This is a genomic window from uncultured Jannaschia sp. (assembly GCF_947503795.1).
Lineage (GTDB): Bacteria > Pseudomonadota > Alphaproteobacteria > Rhodobacterales > Rhodobacteraceae > Jannaschia.
In genome coordinates this window covers 788,136-806,351 of record NZ_CANNEZ010000001.1, presented here as the reverse complement: position 1 = coordinate 806,351, position 18,216 = coordinate 788,136, and the positions used below count along the sequence as shown (strand labels likewise).

The 18,216-nt window shown below is 67.0% G+C and carries 24 protein-coding genes; 15 read left to right on the top strand and 9 right to left on the bottom strand.

Annotated elements, in window-relative coordinates:
• Positions 1–20: 20 nt before the first annotated feature.
• Positions 21–1,430 (bottom strand): diguanylate cyclase, encoded by a 1,410-nt coding sequence (locus tag Q0833_RS04330; RefSeq protein ID WP_298430628.1) that lies wholly within the window; start codon positions 1,428–1,430, stop codon positions 21–23.
• Positions 1,431–1,525: 95 nt separating this feature from the next.
• Here Q0833_RS04330 and Q0833_RS04325 point away from each other — a divergent pair, with 95 nt between their 5' ends.
• Positions 1,526–1,801, top strand: coding sequence for a DUF3572 family protein (locus Q0833_RS04325; RefSeq protein WP_298430625.1), 276 nt, complete (start codon positions 1,526–1,528; stop codon positions 1,799–1,801).
• A gap of 16 nt (positions 1,802–1,817) precedes the next feature.
• Here the strand turns inward: Q0833_RS04325 and Q0833_RS04320 are convergent, their stop codons facing one another.
• Positions 1,818–3,602, bottom strand: a complete 1,785-nt coding sequence (locus Q0833_RS04320) for an extracellular solute-binding protein (RefSeq protein WP_298430623.1) — start codon at positions 3,600–3,602, stop codon at positions 1,818–1,820.
• A 342-nt stretch (positions 3,603–3,944) separates the two neighbouring features.
• Here Q0833_RS04320 and Q0833_RS04315 point away from each other — a divergent pair, with 342 nt between their 5' ends.
• Positions 3,945–4,568: a helix-turn-helix domain-containing protein gene (locus tag Q0833_RS04315; protein ID WP_298430621.1), complete on the top strand. Its 624-nt coding sequence runs from the start codon at positions 3,945–3,947 to the stop codon at positions 4,566–4,568.
• Between the two features lie 7 nt (positions 4,569–4,575).
• Here Q0833_RS04315 and Q0833_RS04310 read toward each other — a convergent pair whose 3' ends face one another.
• The 6 genes from Q0833_RS04310 to Q0833_RS04285 all read right to left on the bottom strand — a co-directional run bounded on the left by Q0833_RS04310 (position 4,576) and on the right by Q0833_RS04285 (position 7,668).
• Complete coding sequence (locus Q0833_RS04310) at positions 4,576–4,971, bottom strand: hypothetical protein (protein WP_298430619.1); 396 nt, start codon at positions 4,969–4,971, stop codon at positions 4,576–4,578.
• Entirely contained in the window at positions 4,968–5,315 is a 348-nt protein-coding gene (locus tag Q0833_RS04305; protein WP_298430617.1) for a hypothetical protein, read from the bottom strand. Before Q0833_RS04305 ends, Q0833_RS04310 begins: the two co-directional genes overlap by 4 nt.
• A 69-nt stretch (positions 5,316–5,384) precedes the next feature.
• Positions 5,385–6,401 (bottom strand): patatin-like phospholipase family protein, encoded by a 1,017-nt coding sequence (locus Q0833_RS04300; protein WP_298430615.1) that lies wholly within the window; start codon positions 6,399–6,401, stop codon positions 5,385–5,387.
• A complete protein-coding gene (locus tag Q0833_RS04295) occupies positions 6,394–6,522 on the bottom strand; it encodes a hypothetical protein (RefSeq protein WP_298430613.1) in 129 nt (42 codons plus the stop codon). The genes Q0833_RS04300 and Q0833_RS04295 overlap by 8 nt, the downstream gene beginning before the upstream one ends.
• Positions 6,519–7,307: a 3-hydroxybutyrate dehydrogenase gene (locus tag Q0833_RS04290; RefSeq protein WP_298430611.1), complete on the bottom strand. Its 789-nt coding sequence runs from the start codon at positions 7,305–7,307 to the stop codon at positions 6,519–6,521. Before Q0833_RS04290 ends, Q0833_RS04295 begins: the two co-directional genes overlap by 4 nt.
• Positions 7,308–7,377: 70 nt before the next feature.
• Positions 7,378–7,668, bottom strand: a complete 291-nt coding sequence (locus Q0833_RS04285) for a DUF1330 domain-containing protein (protein WP_298430609.1) — start codon at positions 7,666–7,668, stop codon at positions 7,378–7,380.
• 87 nt (positions 7,669–7,755) lie between these two features.
• On the opposite strand from Q0833_RS04285, the gene Q0833_RS04280 reads away from it, so the two are divergent.
• Genes Q0833_RS04280 through preA form a run of 3 tightly spaced genes read left to right on the top strand, consistent with a single transcriptional unit; the run spans position 7,756 to position 10,925 of the window.
• Positions 7,756–9,087, top strand: coding sequence for an NAD(P)-dependent oxidoreductase (locus tag Q0833_RS04280; RefSeq protein ID WP_298430607.1), 1,332 nt, complete (start codon positions 7,756–7,758; stop codon positions 9,085–9,087).
• On the top strand, positions 9,084–9,611 hold the full coding sequence (locus Q0833_RS04275; RefSeq protein WP_298430605.1) for a hypothetical protein: 528 nt from the start codon (positions 9,084–9,086) through the stop codon (positions 9,609–9,611). The genes Q0833_RS04280 and Q0833_RS04275 overlap by 4 nt, the downstream gene beginning before the upstream one ends.
• 9 nt (positions 9,612–9,620) lie before the next feature.
• Positions 9,621–10,925 (top strand): NAD-dependent dihydropyrimidine dehydrogenase subunit PreA, encoded by a 1,305-nt coding sequence (preA, locus tag Q0833_RS04270; RefSeq protein WP_298430603.1) that lies wholly within the window; start codon positions 9,621–9,623, stop codon positions 10,923–10,925.
• Between the two features lie 174 nt (positions 10,926–11,099).
• Here preA and Q0833_RS04265 read toward each other — a convergent pair whose 3' ends face one another.
• A complete protein-coding gene (locus Q0833_RS04265) occupies positions 11,100–11,705 on the bottom strand; it encodes a TetR family transcriptional regulator C-terminal domain-containing protein (protein WP_298430601.1) in 606 nt (201 codons plus the stop codon).
• 149 nt (positions 11,706–11,854) lie between these two features.
• Between Q0833_RS04265 and Q0833_RS04260 the strand changes: the two genes are divergently transcribed.
• From Q0833_RS04260 to Q0833_RS04215, 10 genes are read left to right on the top strand one after another with little or no spacing between them, the layout of a single operon-like run.
• Positions 11,855–13,108, top strand: coding sequence for a Zn-dependent hydrolase (locus Q0833_RS04260; RefSeq protein ID WP_298430600.1), 1,254 nt, complete (start codon positions 11,855–11,857; stop codon positions 13,106–13,108).
• A gap of 25 nt (positions 13,109–13,133) precedes the next feature.
• On the top strand, positions 13,134–13,325 hold the full coding sequence (locus Q0833_RS04255) for a hypothetical protein (RefSeq protein WP_298430598.1): 192 nt from the start codon (positions 13,134–13,136) through the stop codon (positions 13,323–13,325).
• Complete coding sequence (locus Q0833_RS04250) at positions 13,325–14,068, top strand: class II aldolase/adducin family protein (RefSeq protein ID WP_298430596.1); 744 nt, start codon at positions 13,325–13,327, stop codon at positions 14,066–14,068. Before Q0833_RS04255 ends, Q0833_RS04250 begins: the two co-directional genes overlap by 1 nt.
• The gene (locus tag Q0833_RS04245) at positions 14,065–14,313 is read left to right on the top strand and encodes a hypothetical protein (RefSeq protein WP_298430593.1); all 249 of its coding nucleotides are present in this window, start codon (positions 14,065–14,067) and stop codon (positions 14,311–14,313) included. The genes Q0833_RS04250 and Q0833_RS04245 overlap by 4 nt, the downstream gene beginning before the upstream one ends.
• A 16-nt stretch (positions 14,314–14,329) precedes the next feature.
• A complete protein-coding gene (locus tag Q0833_RS04240) occupies positions 14,330–14,566 on the top strand; it encodes a hypothetical protein (protein ID WP_298430591.1) in 237 nt (78 codons plus the stop codon).
• Between the two features lie 49 nt (positions 14,567–14,615).
• On the top strand, positions 14,616–16,079 hold the full coding sequence (gene hydA, locus Q0833_RS04235; protein WP_298430589.1) for a dihydropyrimidinase: 1,464 nt from the start codon (positions 14,616–14,618) through the stop codon (positions 16,077–16,079).
• Between the two features lie 49 nt (positions 16,080–16,128).
• Entirely contained in the window at positions 16,129–16,845 is a 717-nt protein-coding gene (locus Q0833_RS04230; RefSeq protein WP_298430587.1) for a hypothetical protein, read from the top strand.
• Positions 16,842–17,615, top strand: coding sequence for an ABC transporter ATP-binding protein (locus tag Q0833_RS04225; RefSeq protein WP_298430585.1), 774 nt, complete (start codon positions 16,842–16,844; stop codon positions 17,613–17,615). The genes Q0833_RS04230 and Q0833_RS04225 overlap by 4 nt, the downstream gene beginning before the upstream one ends.
• Entirely contained in the window at positions 17,612–17,785 is a 174-nt protein-coding gene (locus Q0833_RS04220) for a hypothetical protein (RefSeq protein WP_298430583.1), read from the top strand. Before Q0833_RS04225 ends, Q0833_RS04220 begins: the two co-directional genes overlap by 4 nt.
• The gene (locus Q0833_RS04215) at positions 17,782–18,207 is read left to right on the top strand and encodes a GNAT family N-acetyltransferase (RefSeq protein WP_298430581.1); all 426 of its coding nucleotides are present in this window, start codon (positions 17,782–17,784) and stop codon (positions 18,205–18,207) included. The genes Q0833_RS04220 and Q0833_RS04215 overlap by 4 nt, the downstream gene beginning before the upstream one ends.
• Positions 18,208–18,216 lie beyond the last annotated feature (9 nt).

Below are 18,216 nucleotides of genomic sequence, written 5' to 3'. Positions count from 1 at the left end.
GGGCCCGTTCGATCAAGGCGTCAGTCGGCGGCGACCCGCACCCGGTTCCGCCCGTCATGCTTGGCCGCATAGAGCGCGCGGTCCACGCGGGTCAGCGCGTCCGTCCCGGCATCGTCGCGATCGGTCAGCATCGCCACGCCCAGCGACATCGTCACGCCCAGCGTGCCCCCCTCGGGCAAGGTCACGCGGATATCGGCGATGGCGGCCCGCAGGCGCTCGGCCACGGCGCGCACCTGGTCGGGGCCCGCATCGGGCAGCACCGCGAGGAACTCCTCGCCCCCGATCCGGCAGACGAGATCCTCGCCGCGCAGACTGTCGGCCAGGATCTGGGCCACCCGCGACAGCACGCGGTCGCCGGCCGGGTGGCCATGGGTGTCGTTGACCGCCTTGAAGTGGTCGATATCCATCAGGATGACGCCCGCCTTGATGCCCTGCGCCCGGCAGCGCATCGCCACGCGGTCGAGATGGTGCAAGGCGTAGCGGCGATTGTGCAGACCCGTCAGCGGGTCGATCACCGCCAGCCGCAGCCCGGTGTCGAGCGTGTCGCGCATCCGGTCGGCGCGGCGCTTGCGCGAGAGCTGCGTGCGCACCCGCATCGCCACCTCGTCGACGGGGAACGGGTGATAGGCCACGTCAGCGGCCCCCATGTCGAGCGCGGTGGCAGCCCGCTCGCTGTCGCCTGCGGGCAGCAGCACGATGAAGGCCGCGTGGCGCGTCGCCTGCCGCGAGCGCAGCTCGGACATCAGGCGCAGGCCTTCGTTGCGCTTGCCCATATCGGCGTCGATCAGGAAGAGGTCGGGCGCGCGCTCGGGCGTCAGCGCCAGCGCGCGGTCGCGGTCGATCACCGAGACCTCCTCGCGAAAGAGCGGGCGGAGACGGTCGCGCTGCGACAAGAGCCATCCGGCCTCGGCGCCGCCGATCAGCGCGATGCGCCCCTCGGCCGGTCCGGCCGGCGCGACGGCGAAGCCCGCCTGCGCCCGCTCGCCGAAGCCCCGGTGCATGTCGTCGCCCGCCATTTCCAGCAGGGCGCCGCCCCGCGCCTCGTAGTCGCGCTCCTCCTCGCGTGTCCTCAGAAGCGAGCGCACGCGCGCCAGAAGGGCGATCTCGTCCACCGGCTTCGACAGGAAATCGTCCGCGCCCGCAGACAGCCCCTCCATCCGAGCCTCGCTATCGTCGACGGCCGTCACGAGGATCACGGGGATCGCCGCGGTCGCGGGATCGGCGCGCAGCATCCGGCAGGTCTCCGCGCCCGTAAGGCCAGGCATCATCATGTCCATGATCACGATGTCGATGCCGCCATCGCGCGCGATCTTCAACGCCTCGGCGCCGCTCGCCGCGGGCACCACGTCGTAGCGCGCGGCCGCAAGCTTCACTTTCATCACGATGCGGTTCGTGGCCACGTCGTCGACGATGAGAATGCGCCCTGTCATGGGTTGGATGTCTCGCAATGTTTACCGGTCGGGTCACCTTCCTTAATGGACCGTGAAAGTTAATAAACCGTTTCCAAATGGAGGGAGTGGCCGGGATGCGACAGGAGCAGGCGGAGGTCGTGGCGCTTCGGGCCCTTGAATGGCTGGTCGGGGCCGAGCTCCTCGATACCTTCCAGGCCACGACCGGCGCGGAGCGCGCGCAAATCGTCGCAGCCGCCGAGGATGCCGATTTCCTGGGCGCCGTGCTCGATTTCATACTGATGCAGGACGATTGGGTCGAAGGCGCCTGCGCGGCGCAATCGCTCCCCTACGACCGCCTTCTCGCCGCGCGCGCCGCGCTGCCGGGCGGCAACCTGCCCCATTGGACCTGACCGCCGCCCCGCCCGATCACTCCTCGAACCACCACAGGTCGGGCTGGAACCCGATCCAGTCGCCATAGATCGGCAGGCGGTCGGCGGGATAGGTAAGCGACGCCTCGTGCGCGATCCAGCTGACCGGATTGTGCCAGCTCGGGATCACGTAGCGCCCCGCCGTCAGAACGCGGTCCAGCGCGCGCACGGCCGCGACGTAGTCCTCCTGCGTCTCGGACCCGAGCATCGCGTCGATCATCGCCTTGATCGCCGGATCGTCCGCGCCCATCAGGTTGCGCGTGCCCGGCGTCTCGACCCCGTCCGGGCCCCAATAGGCCAGCTGCTCGTTGCCGGGGCTGAGCGACAGGCCCCAGATGTACCAGATCATATCGAAATCGTAGGCGGTCTGGCGCTCCTTGAACTGGGCGCTGTCGATCGAGGCGACGGTCGGCGCGATCCCCAGCCGCTTCAGCCCCTCGATGTAGATATCGACGATCGATTGCACTTCGGACGAGCCCTGCGGCAGCAGGATCTCGAAGGCGACGGGGCCGTCCGGGCCGGTCAGCACGCCGTCCTCGACCACATAGCCCGCCTCCTCCAGAAGCCGGGTCGCCGCGCGCAAGCCCCGCCGGTTCGCCGCCTGACCGTCGCCTTCGGGCAGCGTATACCCCTCAATCGTGCCGGGCAGCAGGCTGTCGGCCATCGGCGCGAGAAGTTCGGCCACGCGCCCCTCGGCCGGACCCTGCAGCATCCCCAGCGGCGAGTTGGCGAAATAGGAGGTGATGCGCGGCTGGGTGCCCCCGTTGATGACGCCGTTGATGTATTCGAAGTTGAAAGCCTGGATCAGCGCCTCGCGCACGCGCCAGTCGTCGAAAGGCGCGCGCCGCGTGTTCATCACGAGGCCGGTCATCCCCGTCGGCCTTTGGTGCGGAATCTCCGACAGGACGACCTCGCCGGACTGGACGCGCGGGAAGTCGTATTCCCGGCCCCATTTCGCGGCATTGGTCTCGCGCATGGTCGACAACTCGCCCGCCTTGAACGCCTCGAAATGGGCGGTCGCGTCGCCAAAGAACTCCATGCGGATCGTGTCGACATTGTTGGTGCCGCGCCGGAATGGCAGATCGGCGCCCCAGTAATCCGGGTCGCGCGTCAGCTCGACATAGCGTCCGGCATCGAAATCGGTGATCTGATAGGGCGCCGAGGTCATCGGGACGGTGTCGGTGCCGGAGGTGAAGAACGCCTCCTCGCGCCCCTCGAACTGCGCCTTCTTCATGATCGGACGCATCCCGAGGACCATCAGAAGCTCGCGGTCGGGCGCATCGATGGTGAACCGCACGCCCCGCTCGCCCACCGCCTCGACACCCGTAACCTTCGAGAACGCGGTGCGGTAGCGTCCGTTCGCCCCCTCCTGACCCAGGATTTCGTGCGACCAGATGACATCCTCGACCGTGACAGGCGCGCCGTCGGCGAAGCGGGCGGCGGGGTTCAAGGTGTAGGTCACCTGCGTCGCGTCATCGGAGACCTCGACCCGCTCGGCCAGCAGGCCGTAGAGCGTGAACGGCTCGCCATAGGAGCGGCCCATGAGGGATTCGTAGGCGAGGAATCGCAGCTGCCACGGGACCCGCCCTTGCTGGATATGCGGGTTGAGACTGTCGAAGCTGCCGACCTGCCCGTCCGAGAACGCGCCCCCCTTCGGCGCGTCCGGATTGACATGCGGCAGGTGGGTGAAATCGGCGGGCAGCGCAGGGTCACCGTAGAGGGCGATCCCGTGCCCGTCGGCCATCGCCGCTCCGGCCTGTAAAACAAGGGCTGCGACCGCCATTCGCACGCATGATGCGCGGGTGCCCGGACGGGTGCGATCTGGTGCCCCGGTGAACCATTTGCTTAGCATTGTCTCGATCCGCCTCAGAAGCCCATGTTTCCTTGGCCCAGACCCTATCCGGCCCGGAATCCCAGTGCAAAACTTTTGCTTGGACTCGGTGACGTTAACGTCTATAAAACAAGCACTGCTCGATAGGTTTCTTGCCTGTATGAAACCTGCCTCAATGACTTGACGCCCGCCTTGTGCGGGCGTTTTTTTTTCGCACCCCCGAACGGCATCGTCCAGCGTGACGCGACGCCGCGCCGCCTTGCCGCGCGAAGGGCCTGAGCCTAGACCCCGCCCATGACCGAGATCCCGTCCCTGATCCAGCTCGCGCGCGAGGGCGAAGCGCGTACCGCGCCCGAACCGCTCGATCTGGGCTCGCGGGTGCGCGATCTGCGCACCTCGCGGGGCTGGACACTGGAGCAGGCGGCGCGGCAGGCAGGTCTGGCGCGTTCGACCCTCTCGAAGATCGAAAATGGCCAGATGTCACCGACTTACGATGCGCTCAAGAAGCTTGCGACGGGGTTGGAGATCGGCATTCCGCAGCTCTTCACACCGCCGACGCGCGGCCAGGTGAACGGGCGACGGGACGTGACGAAGGCGGGCGAAGGTCAGGCGCACCTGACCACTACCTACGAACACGAGTTGCTGGCCGGTTCGCTGACCCGCAAGGCGATGCTGCCCTACCGTGCCTGTATCCGCGCGCGCGACTTCGAAGAGTTCGACGGCTGGGTGCGCCACGACGGCGAGGAGTTCCTGCTGGTCCTGACGGGCACCATCCGCCTCTTCACCGAATTCTACGAACCGGTCGACATGAAGCGCGGCGACAGTGCCTATTACGATGCCACGATGGGCCACAACGTCGTCAGCACGTCCCCCGAGGACGCGACGATTTTATGGGTCACGGCGCGTTCGGGCGAATAACCGCCGATCAATACCACAGATCGGTGGCCAACCGCCCGCCGCGCAACGGCTCGAGGTCGATCGCATTCACTCGGATCGCGGGATAGGCGCGCACGACTTCGTGGAAGGCGTGGTGCCGCGCACGGGCGATCTGGTGGTGCCCGATCGGTCCGATCATGGCGAGTTGGGCAAGGCAGCGCTTGTACTCGCGCTGGTACATGTCGAACTGGTTCACCCCGAGCACGGCCGCGACGCGGTGCCCGTGATAGACAAGGCGGATGCGCCCATCGCCCGCGCGCTTGGCCGTCGGGCCGCCGTTCCAGTAGATCGCGGGCTCGTGGGTCAGGCGCTGGCCGGGACGTTCATGCGCCGATGCGGGAACGGCCAGGGCGATCGCCAGCGCGGCGAGGACCGGGGCCCTCACCGGTCCCGCCCCATCGGCGTGGACGGAACGTTGTCGTCCCCGAAGCGGCGGTCGTCGGCCAGCGGGTCCTCGCCCGCGGGCACGTAGTCGCCGCTGTCCATGACGGCGGCGTTGTCGTGGATCGGCGCGGCATAGGCATCCGCCGGCATCGGGCCGTCGAGGAATTCATGCAGCCGCTGCTGGGCCTCGGCGGGCTCGATGCCGTCCTTGCCGGCGATGGTCTTGGCCAGCGCGGCGGTCGAGCCGTCGGCATCCGACAGGTCGCCGTCCGTCAGCGTGGGATAACGGCTGAGCAGGGCATCGCGGAAGGGTCTCCAGTCGTCCTGGAACTGCTGGCGGCTCATGGCGGATCTCCATTCGAGTTGTGCGTGGCGCAGGATCAACGCCCCCTGCCCCGGCGGGTTCCTCGGACCTCAGGCGAACATCGCCGCAAGATCGACCGTCGAGCCCGTGCCCAGCGCATCGAACTCGCGCCCGAGGAAGGTCTCGGCGGCGTCACGCCCCGCGACGCGAAGCTGGTGCATGACGGTCGGGTTGGGCACGGTTTTCGTGGCAACCGAAAGCTGCCGCATCAGCCCGTCATCGGCGATCATGTGGATCAGGACGTCCTTCATCGCCCCCTCGGGCACGCGGCCCGTCCGGACGAGGCGCTGCACGAACTCGATCGCGCGCAACTCGCGCAGGAGGGAGGTGTTGAAGCTGATCTCGTTGATCCGGTTCTGGATATCGCGCGCGGTGACCGGTAGGTCCGGCCGCTCCAGCGGGTTGATGTTCACGATCAGGATGTCGCGCGGCAGGTCCGCCTCGAAGAGCGGAAACAGCGCCGGGTTGCCGGTGTAGCCGCCGTCCCAGTAATGCTCGCCTTCGATTTCCACCGCCGGGAAGAGCGTCGGCAGGCAGGCCGAGGCGAGGATCGCGTCGGGCGTGATGGCGTCCCGTGTGAAGAGGCGGATCTTCCCCGTCCGCACGTTGGTCGCGCAGACGTGGAATTGCGGCCCCCGGTCCGAACAGATGTTCTCGAAGCTCAGGCCCGCGACGATCCGCGCCAGCGACCGCTGCCCGAAATCGGCGCCCATATAGGGCGAGATCGCACGGCTCATGCCGTCGGCCGCCTGGTAGAGCGGTGACATCTCGATCGCGTAGCTGACCGCCATCGGCGACCAGGCCGAGAACCAGCCCGTCAGGCGCTCGTCGGTGACCGCGCCGACCTGCGTCCAGACCTCCTCCAGCGTCTCCATCGCCAGCGCGCGCGACCCCCGCGCCAGCCCGCATTTCACGGCCGCCCCGTTCAGCGCGCCCGCGCTCGTCCCCGAGATGCCCGCGATCTCGATCCGGTCGTCCGACAGGATCGCGTCGAGCACGCCCCAGGTGAACGCGCCATGCGCGCCGCCACCCTGCAAGGCCAGGTTGATCCGCTTCGCCTCAGCCATTGCGCCACCGCTCCAATAGGTCCGTCACCCGGATGCCGTCGATGGTCATGCCGTCCAGCGCCGCGTCCTCGATCTCCAGCGCGTTCGGCGGCGGCGCATCATCGGCCGGCCCGCCGCTCACAAGGCGGTCCAGCCGCCATCCACGCTGATGGTCGTGCCGGTGATCTGGGCCGCGTGGTCCGAGCAGAGGAACAGCGCCGTCCCGCCGAGCTGGTCCGTCGTCGCGAATTCCTTCGACGGCTGGCGCGTCAGCAGCACGTCGCGGATCGCCGTCTCGCGGTCCATGCCGTATTTCTCCATCGTGTCGGGGATCTGGCTCTCGACGAGCGGTGTCATCACGTAGCCGGGACAGATCGCGTTGGCCGTGATCGGCTCCTCCGCCGTCTCCAGCGCCACGACCTTGGTCATGCCGACCACGCCGTGCTTGGCCGCGACATAAGCCGACTTGTAGGGCGACGCCGTCAGCCCGTGGGCGGAAGCGACGTTGATGACCCGGCCCCAGCCGGCCTTGCGCATCATCGGCAGCGCTTCGGCGGTCGTGTGGAACGCAGACGACATGTTGATCGCGATGATTGCGTCCCACTTCGCCGCCGGGAACTCCTCGATGCCGGCCACGTGCTGGATGCCCGCGTTGTTCACCAGCACGTCGCAGGCGCCAGCCTCCCGCACCAGCCGCCGGGCGGCATCACCGTCCGACAGGTCCGCCGAGATGTAGCGCACCTCGGTCCCGAATTCCTCGGCCATGTCGCGGGCCAGCGCGTGATCGTCCTCGCTATCGGTGTAGGAATTCAGCACGACCGTCAGCCCGGCTTCGGCGAAGCTCCGCGCGATGCCCAGCCCGATGCCGGAATTCGATCCCGTGACGATCGCGGTCTTGCCCTTGAGGCCCTCGGTCCCGGTGCCCATCGGCCCCTCCTGTCATGGCGTGTCGGAAGGGATCATAGATGCTGCGGGTGCGAAGGGAAGGCCGGTGGCCTCAGTCCGCGCCCTCGAGCAGCATGATCTGCGCGTCCCCCGCCCCATCGCGATGCGCCCGCGCCGCCTGATATTCAGGCGAGTCGTAGCAGGCCTGCGCCGCGGCAAGGCTCTCGAACTCGATGATGACGTTGCGCGGTCGGCTCTCGCCTTCGAGGCCCACGACCGTGCCGCCGCGCGCCAGGACCTTGGCGCCATGCTTGGCGAAGGCCTCCGTCGCGCCCTTGGCGTAGAGCGCATAGGGCTCGGGGTCCGTCACCGTGACATGCGCGATCCAGTATCCCTTAGGCATGGCCGTCTCCAAACTGCTGAAATTTTACCAGTTGATAAAAAATGAAGCCGTGGCACTCTGTCCAGTGAATTCATGCGAGGGCGCGACATGACCGAGGCGATGCGACTGGACGGAATCCGGGCTGGACGGCTGGGGGCCGAAGACCTGGCGGCGAATTTCGACGACCTGCATCCCGCGCTCTCGGATCACGAGGCGCTGGTCGCCGCGGACCGTTGCTATTTCTGTCACGACGCGCCCTGCGTGACGGCCTGCCCCACCGATATCGACATCCCGCTCTTCATTCGCCAGATCGCGACGGGAATGCCCGAGGCTTCGGCCAAGACGATCTTCGACCAGAACATCCTCGGCGGCATGTGCGCCCGCGTCTGCCCGACCGAAACGCTCTGCGAGGAAGTCTGCGTCCGCGAAGTCGCCGAGGGCAAGCCGGTCGAGATCGGCCGCCTGCAACGCTACGCCACAGACAGCATGATGGCGGCGGGCGAGCATCCCTTCACCCGCGCCCCCGCCACCGGCAAAACCGTGGCGGTCGTCGGCGCGGGGCCCGCGGGTCTTGCCTGCGCGCACCGGCTGGCGATGCACGGCCACGACGTCACCATGTACGACGCGCGACCGAAGCCCGGCGGGCTGAACGAATACGGCATCGCGCAATACAAGACCCCCGACGGCTATGCCCAAGCCGAGGTCGATTGGCTGCTGAAGATCGGCGGCATCACCGTCGAGACCGGCAAGTCCATCGGCGACGGCCTGACGCTCGAAGGTCTGCGCGACGCGCATGACGCGGTGTTTCTCGGGATCGGCCTTGCGGGCGTCGGCGCGCTCGGGCTCGAAGGCGAGAACCTGACCGGCGCCGAGAATGCCGTCGACTTCATCGCGGCCCTGCGCCAGCAGGACGATCTGACGCAGCTGCCCATCGGGCGCCATGTCGTCGTCATCGGCGGCGGGATGACGGCAGTGGATGCGGCCGTGCAGGCCAAGCTTCTGGGGGCCGAGACCGTCACGATCGCCTATCGCCGCGACCGCGCGAAGATGCCCGCGAGCCGCTGGGAGCAGGATCTCGCGGCCAGCCACGGCGTCCGCCTCGTCTTCGGCCTGATCCCCCACGCGCTGCACGGCGACGACCGGTTGCGCGAGGTGGAACTGGCCTATGTCGGCCCGGACATGGCCCCCACGGGCGAGACGATCCGCCTGCCCGCCGACCAGCTCTTCCGGGCCATCGGCCAGAAACTCGAAGCCGTCGACGGCCTGTCGCTCGATGGCGGCAAGATCGCCGTCACCGGGGCCGGCCGGACCAGCGTCACCGGCGTCTGGGCGGGCGGCGATTGCGCTTCGGGCGGCGAGGATCTGACCGTTACCGCCGTCGCCGAAGGGCGCGATGCAGCCATGGACATCCACGCGGCACTGTCCGAGAGTCGCGAATGAGCAAAACCAAGCCCCCCCCCGCCAAAGCCGCCCCGACCGAGGCCGCGATCGCCAAGCGCGACGCGGCCGCCCTCGCCCGCGTGGCCACGATGGACGACCCCGACGGTCTCCGAAACCTGATGGCCAATGCCGAACGCCTCGGGGTCGAACCCGTGCGCGCCGCCGCCTTCCGCCGCCTCGCCGCCGTGCAGTCCGAGGGCGAGGAGGGCTCGGTCGAGAACGCGACCTGGCAGATGATTCACGCCGTCGAGCAGATCAAGCGCGAGGCCGCCGGCAAGACCATCCGCCTGAGCTACCTGCGCCGCGATATCGAAAAGGTCGGCGCGGCCCCGGCCATCGGCAAGCTCGTCTCCAAGCCCGGCCCGTCCGAGCGCTTCGACGAGCTGATGGAGCGCGGCGAGCCCACGCTCACCGCCGAGGCCATCGTGCTGGCCCACCCGGACGATTTCGACGACGAGACCCGCGCCGCCGCGACCAGCCGCCTGGAAGGGGCGGGTGTGGACGTGGCGTCGCTCAGCCCCTGAGGAGACCCCATGGCGAGCCTTCAAACCGACTTCGTGGGCATCAAGTCCCCCAATCCGTTCTGGCTCGCCTCCGCGCCGCCGACCGACAAGGAATACAACGTCCGCCGCGCCTTCGACGCCGGTTGGGGCGGCGTGGTCTGGAAGACGCTGGGCGCCGAAGGCCCGCCCGTCGTCAACGTCAACGGTCCCCGCTATGGCGCGATCTACGGTGCCGACCGGCGGCTTCTGGGGCTCAACAACATTGAGCTGATCACCGACCGGCCGCTGCAGACCAATCTCGACGAGATGAAGGCCGTCAAGCGCGACTACCCCGACCGCGCGCTGGTGGCCTCGATCATGGTCCCCTGCGAGGAGGCGGCCTGGCGCGCCATCCTGCCCCGCGTCGAGGAGACCGGTGCCGACGGGATCGAGCTGAACTTCGGCTGTCCGCACGGAATGTCCGAGCGCGGCATGGGTGCGGCCGTGGGCCAGGTTCCCGAATACATCGAGATGGTCACCCGCTGGTGCAAGCAGTACAGCCGGATGCCCGTCATCGTGAAGCTGACGCCCAACATCACCGATATCCGCAAGCCCGCGGCGGCGGCCAAGCGCGGCGGCGCCGATGCCGTCTCGCTGATCAACACGATCAACTCGATCACCTCGGTCGATCTCGACAGCTTCTCGCCCGAGCCCTCGATCGACGGTAAAGGCAGCCATGGCGGCTATTGCGGCCCCGCCGTGAAGCCCATCGCCCTGTCTATGGTGTCCGAGATCGCGCGAGACCCCGAAACGGCGGGTCTGCCCATTTCGGGGATCGGCGGAATCACGACCTGGCGCGACGCGGCCGAGTACATCGCCATGTCCTGCGGCAACGTCCAGGTCTGCACGGCGGCGATGACCTACGGCTTCGGCATCATCAAGGAGATGACCGCCGGCCTCGAACGCTACATGTCGGAAAAAGGCTATGAGACGATCGAGGATTTCCGGGGCGCAGCCGTTCCGAACGTGACCGACTGGCAATATCTCAACCTCAATTACGTCGCGAAGGCCAAGATCGATCAGGATCTGTGCATTTCCTGCGGTCGTTGCTACGCCGCCTGCGAGGATACCTCGCACCAGGCCATCGCGATGTCGGCGGACCGGACCTTCACGGTGATCGACGAGGAATGCGTCGCCTGCAATCTCTGCGTCGATGTCTGCCCTGTCGAGGATTGCATCGACATGGTTGCCATGGAGCCCGGAACGATCGATCCGCGCACCCAGAAGGTCGTCGAGCCCGAATACGCCAACTGGACGACCCACCCCAACAACCCGGCCGCCGCCGCGGCGGAGTGACCGACAGCCGCGCATGGCCCCGCGTGTTGCGGGGCCGTGCCGGCGAACGGCTCCTATCCGCGAGATCTTGGCGAGTCTGTCTGCGTAGCTGTCGGAGGCAGGGGGGCCAGCGTGTCATGTGGTGAGCGTGACCACATGAACGTCAATCTCCAACGCGCTGGCGGATAACAGTATTCAGGCCGCAAGAACCCGCTTGAAGTGGCGCTCTACTTCGCGCTCCGCCTCGGCCCAGGGATCGCGATTATCGCCCAGTACCGCACGCACCTGCACGTCGAAATCCGCGTAGTGCTGGGTCAGCGCCCAGATCGAGAAGATGAGGTGATGCGGGTCCGATTGCGCCAATCGCCCCGCCTCCATCCATCCGCCGATCACCCCGGCGCGGTCGTCCACCAGCCGCCGAAGATCGCCCGCGAGCGCCGCCCCCATGACCGGTGCGCCGCGCAGGATCTCGCCCGCGAAGAGCCGACTTTCACGCGGGAAGTCGCGCGCCAACACCAGCTTGCGCCGCACGTAGCCCAACATCTCGTCCAGCGGCACACCGCCGGGATCGAGCGCGCGCAGCGGGTCGAGCCACGTGTCGAGCAACTGGTCGAGCAACGCGGTGTAGACCGCGTCCTTACCCGCGAAATAGTAAAGAAGGTTCGGTTTGGACAAGCCGGCCGCCGAGGCGATCCCGTCCAGCGTCGCCCCGCGGAAGCCCTCGGCGGCGAACACATCGAGCCCGGCATCGAGGATCCGCGCGCGCCGGTCCTTCTGTATCCGGGTATCCCCGTCCGCCATCGATGCCCGCTCCTCATGCCGGGGCCCTTCCCCGCCGCCTCGAAACCGGGCATCCGCCGGATCGTGCCGCCGGGCGGCGCGGGCCGGTTGACTGCCCTCCGACCCGTGATAGCGTCGCTTTTACCGAACGGTCAAATATCGGGGGATACATGGCAGCCGCAGGACAGAATCTCCGCATCGACCCGGACCGCCTCTGGGACAGCCTGATGGAGATGGCCAAGATCGGCCCCGGCGTCGCGGGCGGCAACAACCGCCAGACCCTGACGGACGCCGATTCCGAAGGCCGCCACCTGTTCCAGCGTTGGTGCGAGGATGCTGGCTGCACGATGGGCGTCGACGCCATCGGCAACATGTTCGCCCGCCGCGAAGGAACCGAAGATCTGCCGGCCGTCTATGTCGGCTCGCATCTCGATACCCAGCCGACCGGTGGGAAGTATGACGGCGTCCTGGGCGTGCTGGGCGGGCTCGAGTTGATCCGCACGCTCAACGACCTCAACATTCGCACAAGGCACCCCATCGTCGCCACCAACTGGACCAACGAGGAGGGCACGCGCTTTGCCCCCGCGATGCTGGCCTCGGGTGTGTTCGCGGGTGTGCACACGCAAGACTGGGCCGAGGACAAGACCGATGCCGAGGGCCACCGCTTTGGCGACGAGCTGGACCGCATCGGCTGGCGCGGCGACGAGGAGGTGGGCGCGCGGCGCGACGACATGCACGCCTTCTTCGAACTCCACATCGAGCAGGGCCCCATCCTCGAGGCCGAGGGCCGCGACATCGGCGTCGTCACCCACGGGCAAGGCCTGAGCTGGACGCAGGTGACCGTTACCGGCAAGGACGCGCATACCGGCTCGACCCCGATGCCGATGCGCAAGAACGCGGGCCTCGGGATGGCGCGCATCCTTGAGGCCGTCGAGGCGATCGCGCTGTCGCACGCGCCCCACGCCGTCGGCGCCGCGGGCCATATCGAGGTCCACCCGAATTCCCGCAACGTCATTCCCGGCCGCGCGATCTTCACCGTCGATTTCCGCTCGCCCGATCTGTCGGTAATCGAGGATATGGAGGCGCGGCTGCGCAGCGAAGGCCAGAGGATCGTGAACGAGATGGGCCTCGAGATCGCATTCGAGAAGGTCGGCGGGTTCGATCCCGTGACCTTCGACGAGGGCTGCGTCAGTGCCGTCCGCTCGGCCGCCGAACGCCTCGGCTACAGCCATATGGACATCATCTCGGGGGCCGGTCACGACGCCTGCTGGATCAACCGCGTCTGCCCCACGGCGATGATCATGTGCCCCTGCGTCGACGGCCTCAGCCACAACGAGGCCGAGGAGATCACCAAGGACTGGGCCCGCGCTGGGGCCGACGTTCTGTTGCACGCGGTGGTCGAGACGGCGGAGGTCGTGTCGTGACCCGCCGCCTCGGAGGGCCGCGCCGATGACGCCGCTCATGCGCGCGCTCGCCCTCTTCGCGGGCATTTTCTTCGTGGTGAATCTCGGCTTCGACGCCTACCGCGCGGGCGGATTGACGACCGCGGCCTTCGCCTCGGCCTTCGTGACCACAGTGGTCGCCACCCTGCTCTACTGGCTGTTCCTGCGCTGGCAGGCCTCGCGGAAGGATCCGGACTGATGCTCGACCAGCCGCGCGCCGACGAGACCCAGCTCCGCATCGACCTCGCCGCCTGCCTGCGCCTTGCGGCGCGCCACGACTGGCACGAGGCGGTCGCCAACCATTTCTCGGCCGCCGTGTCGGACGACGGACGCCGGTTCCTCGTGAACCCCCGCTGGGTGCATTTCTCGACCGTGCGGGCCTCGGACCTGCTGCTGGTCGATGCCGACGATCCCAGCACGATGGATCGCCCCGACGCGCCCGACCCGACCGCCTGGACGATCCACGCCGCGCTGCACCGCGCGCTGCCGCAGGCCCGCGTGGCCCTGCACCTGCACCCGCCTTACCTCACCGCGCTGGCCGGGCTGAAGGATCCCCGGATCAAGCCCATCGACCAGGTCACTGCGCGGTTTCACAACCGCCTCGCCTACGATCTCGATTTCGGCGGCATCGCCCATGACGCCTCCGAGGGCGACCGGATCGCGCGCAGCTTCGGCAACCACGCCGCCGTCCTGATGGGCAATCACGGCGTGACCACGCTGGGCGCGACCGCGGCCGAGGCCTATGACACGATGTATCACCTCGAGCGGGCCGCGCGGACGATAGTGCTGGCCTATTCGACCGGCCAGCCGCTCGCGATCATGCCGGATGACCTCGCCGAGGAGACGGCCCGCGGTTGGGAGGTCGATCCGACCGAGCGCACCGCCCATTTCGAACAGATGAAACGCATCCTCGACACCGAGGAACCGGAGTACCGCCAATGATCCGCGCCCTCGCCGCCCTCGCGCTCCTGACCCTCGCCGCCTGCCTGCCCACCGCGCAGACCCCCGTGCCGGACCCGCAGACCTACGGTCCCACATCGGCGCCCGTGCCCTTCGCCGTAAGCCGTCTGCTGCCGCGGGGTGTCACCGCCCAGGACGTGCGCGTCGCCGACAACTGCTATGGCTACGCCTACCAGGGCCTGATCTACCCCGTGCTGATCCCGCGCGGGACGCAATACTGCCTCTGACCACGGACCATCCCGAATGCATCGCTTCCTTCTTCCGCTTCTCCTTCTTCCCGTCGCCTGCGGCCCCGCGGCCGGCGGTCTCGGCGGCGGCACCCTGCCCATCCCCGAGATCCTGCCCCCCGAGGTCGAGCGCAACCTGCCGCCCGGTGCCGGTCGCGAGGCGCTCAGCCTGCAATCGGGCTGCTGGTATGTCGATGATGGCGCGGGCGCCCGCCCCCTGACCGATATCGAGGGCACCCCGATCTGTCTCTGACGCGCGCCCGCGCGCCTTTACCCACCCGCCTGAAATCCGGAGGTCTCCCATGTCCAAGGTCATCAAGAACGGCACCATCGTCACCGCCGACCGCCAGTGGAAGGCCGATATCCTGATCGAGGGCGAGCGCATCGCCGAGATCGGCGAGAACCTGAATGGCGACGAGACGATCGACGCCAGCGACGCCTATGTCATCCCCGGCGGCATCGACCCGCACACCCATCTGGAGATGCCCTTCATGGGCACGACGGCCCACGAGACCTTCGAAAGCGGCACATTTGCCGCCGCCGCGGGCGGGACGACGATGCTCGTGGATTTCTGCCTACCCGGCGAGGATGGCTCGCTCCTGAACGCCATCGACGAATGGGACCGCAAGAGCCGCGACCAGATCTGCTGCGACATCTCCTACCACATGGCGATTACCGGCTGGAACGAGGGCATCTGGACCGAGATGGAGGCCGTCGTGAAGGAGCGCGGCATCAACACGTTCAAGCACTTCATGGCCTACAAGGGCGCGCTGATGGTCGAGGACGACGAGATGTTCGCGTCCTTCCGCCGCTGCGCCGAACTGGGCGCCCTGCCCCTCGTCCATGCCGAGAATGGGGACATCGTCGCCGCCATGCAGGAGAAGCTGCTGGCCGACGGGATCACCGGCCCCGAGGGCCACGCCTACAGCCGCCCCCCCGAGGTCGAGGGCGAGGCCGCCAACCGCGCCATCATGATCGCCGATGCCGCCGGCACGCCGCTCTATATCGTCCACGTCTCCTGCGAGCAGGCGCACGAGGCCATCCGACGCGCCCGCCAAAAGGGGATGCGCGTCTATGGCGAGCCGCTGATCCAGCACCTGACGCTGGATGAGAGCGAGTATTTCGACAAGGACTGGCAATACGCGGCGCGTCGGGTGATGTCGCCGCCGTTCCGGTCCAAGGACCACCAGGACAGCCTCTGGGCGGGTCTCGCCTCCGGCTCCCTGCAGGTCGTCGCCACCGACCACGCGGCCTTCTCGGACGAACAGAAGCGCATGGGCGTCGACAACTTCACCCTCATTCCCAACGGCACCGGCGGCCTCGAGGAGCGGATGGCGATGCTCTGGACACGCGGGGTCGAAACGGGCCGCCTCACGCCCGAGGAGTTCGTCGCGGTGACCTCCACCAACATCGCCAAGATCCTCAACATCTACCCCATGAAGGGCGGCGTCGCGGTGGGCGGCGATGCGGATCTGGTGGTCTGGGACCCGTCGATCCACCGCACCGTCTCGGTCAGCACGCAGAAATCGATCATCGACTACAATGTCTTCGAGGGCATGGAGCTGAAAGCCGCCCCCCGCTACACCCTCAGCCGCGGTGACGTCATCTGGGCGCATGGGCAGAATTCGCAGCCGCAACCGGGCCGAGGCAAGTTCGTGAAACGCGCGCCGTTTGCAAGCGCGAGCCAGGCGCTCAGCAAGTGGAAGGCGCTGAATACGCCGAGGAAGATCGAGCGCGACCCGATGAACATTCCGGCGGGGGTTTGATACCAGAAAAATGTCTAGGAACTTAAATTCGGCAGACGCTGTACGTACTATGATCGACGAGATGCTAGATACTACGGCCGGCACGTATCAAAATACTACCATTGGCTCCACGCCGATGACCGACGCGCTGCCACAAATAGCGTCAACGCTTGGCTATCCGACATCTCTTGATCTGATTAAGGCTTTTAATTATCGACTTGATCGCCTAAGACACGATGCGAGTGTTCTCGATTTAAGCAGAGAATCTGTTCGTCAGATCGCATTTCGCAGAATAGACGAGATTCAAAAAATTTTTGATGCTCCCGCATTTAAAAGAAGTGTTAATCAGGCATTCGGTAGTTATTTCAGCCAAGTGAACTTAGATTCGATCGACGACTTATCAGAGCGACTTGAGTCCCAGCATTTCGGCAGGTCCGATGCGAAAAATCTTTTGGGCGCTTTTGAAGTTGCTAAGCAACTAGCCGAACTATCTAGATCTAATGGAAACCTTTCTCCAAGGGCGAAACGTCTTATATCCATTCACATTGACCATTTATCGAACCTCATTGATAGTTACGAGACACACGGCGAGATGGATTTCTGGGATCACTATAGAATTCTATTCTCAAAATTTGTTGAACTTCATGAAACACACTTCAAGGACGGGGAGACTTCAAAGGAATACAAAGAGAGAGTGAATACAATGCTCGGAAGGCTTATAACTAGCTCGTCACTTGCAGCAAATGCCATAACTGTTGCGCCGGTTGTCGTTCAACTTCTGACATGACCACAATCTCCGCCCAGTCCCTTGACCTGACCTTCCAGACCGGCGACGGCCCCGTCCATGCCCTCAAGGACGTCTCGCTCGACGTCTCCGAGGGTGAGTTCGTCTCCTTCATCGGCCCCTCGGGCTGCGGCAAGACGACCTTCCTGCGTTGCGTGGCAGCCCTCGAAACCCCCACAGGCGGCACGCTTACCGTCAACGGGATGACCCCGGACAAGGCACGGAAAGCGCGGGCTTACGGGTATGTGTTCCAGGCCGCCGGGCTTTACCCGTGGCGGACCATCGGGAAGAACGTCACCCTGCCGCTCGAGATCATGGGGTATTCCAAGGCCGACCGCACCGCGCGGATGGAGGAGGTGCTGGAGCTGGTCGAGCTCGGCAGTTTCGCCAATAAGTATCCCTGGCAGCTCTCGGGCGGCATGCAGCAGCGCGCGTCCATCGCCCGCGCCCTCGCCTTCGACGCGCCGATCCTGCTGATGGACGAGCCCTTCGGCGCGCTGGACGAGATCGTCCGCGACCGCCTGAACGAGGAACTCCTCGCCCTCTGGGCGCGCACCACGAAGACCACGCTCTTCGTGACCCATTCGATCCCCGAGGCGGTCTACCTGTCGACCAAGATCGTCGTCATGTCCCCGCGCCCCGGCCGGATCACCGACATCATCGACTCGCCGCTCCCGAAGGAGCGCCCGCTCGACATCCGCGACAGCCCCGAATTCCTCGCCATCGCCCACCGCGTCCGCGAGGGCCTGCGCGAGGGGATGGAGGCGGCATGAACCTGCCCTGGCCCACCGTCGCGGATCTCGTCGCGATCGCGGTCGCGCTCTGGTTCCTCTTCGCGCCGCGCTTCGACGACCTCGTGAACCCGCTGACCGGCGCGCTCGCGGGCTTCGTGGTGCTGTCATCGCTCTGGCGGATCTGGAAGCGCCACGGGTCGGCCTCATGAAGCTGCGCCGCGCCATTGCCGGGGACGCGCCCGCCTGCGCCGCCATCGTCGCGCGCTGGATCGACGCGACCGACTGGATGCCCGATGGCCCGAGCGAGGCCGAGCTCGAGGCGCTGATGCGCGACGGCTTCCCCCGGCGCGAAGCCTGGGTCGCCGAGTCGGATGGCGCCATCGCCGGCTATCTTTCGATGCGCGCGGAGGAGGACCACATCGTCGGCCTCTACGCCGACCGGCCCGGCCACGGCACCGGTCGCGCCCTGATCGACCGGGTCAAGGCCGACCGCGACCGGCTCCAACTCAACAGCCACGCGCCCAACGCCGCCGCCCATCGGTTCTACGAACGCGAAGGCTTCCGCATCACCGCCACGGACCTGCCCGGTGAGGACGGCGTCCCCGAAATCCGCATGGAGTGGTCGCGATGATGCGGCACG